The sequence below is a fragment of the Sporolactobacillus shoreicorticis genome (genome assembly GCF_024125445.1).
Taxonomy (GTDB): domain Bacteria; phylum Bacillota; class Bacilli; order Bacillales; family Sporolactobacillaceae; genus Sporolactobacillus; species Sporolactobacillus shoreicorticis.
On record NZ_JAMXWM010000097.1, the window covers coordinates 1 to 613 of the forward strand.

The following is a 613-nucleotide window of genomic DNA, read 5'->3' on the forward strand; positions in this document are numbered from 1 at the left end:
ATGATGGTGGATCGTCACTGCTCAAATTTGAGAGGTGGCTATGCATTTCATAGGGAGTGAGCGAAATGAATACAGACAAGCTGAATACGGATTTCATGGACCTATTAGAGATTGCATTCAGGAATGCTCCGGACACGAAGACGCATCAGGAAATCGTTGAAATTGCTCGATCGTTTAAAGAGAACTTAGAGAAAATTTGGGTGTGAAATTATGAAGGATGCTTATTATTTTAGTCATGATAGCAATGCCAGATATGACCCGAAGATCCTTGCGATGCGTGCGGTATTTGGTATGGAAGGCTACGGACGTTACTGGTGCCTGATTGAAATACTCCGTGATGAAGACGAATACAAATTGGAAAAGACCAAGCACCTTTACGATGCATTAGCAATGCAAATGCAATGCGAACGTAATGCGGCAAAAGAATTCGTAGATGCATGCATAAACGAGTTCGGTTTGTTATGCGAAAACGACAATTTTATATGGTCGGAGTCATTGATCACACGCATGGAAAGCAAGGATAAAAAGTCTGAAAAGGCACGTAAGGCGGCACAGAAGCGTTGGCAAAAATCCAGTCATGACGCGGGTTCCGTGCAAATGCAAAGCGATAGCA

Annotated in this window: 2 protein-coding genes; both read left to right on the forward strand. The window is 42.9% G+C overall.

Annotated features, from left to right (window positions below):
* The first annotated feature begins 65 nt into the window (after positions 1-65).
* Positions 66-206, forward strand: a complete 141-nt coding sequence (locus tag NIE88_RS22150) for a hypothetical protein (RefSeq protein ID WP_253065720.1) — start codon at positions 66-68, stop codon at positions 204-206.
* 4 nt (positions 207-210) lie between these two features.
* Positions 211-613 (forward strand): DUF4373 domain-containing protein (locus NIE88_RS22155; protein WP_253065721.1); only part of this gene is annotated, 403 nt, incomplete at its 3' end.

Coding starts and splice junctions, on each gene's coding strand:
- NIE88_RS22150 (WP_253065720.1), top strand. CDS start 66: ATGAATACAGACAAGCTGAATACGGATTTCATGGACCTATTAGAGATT.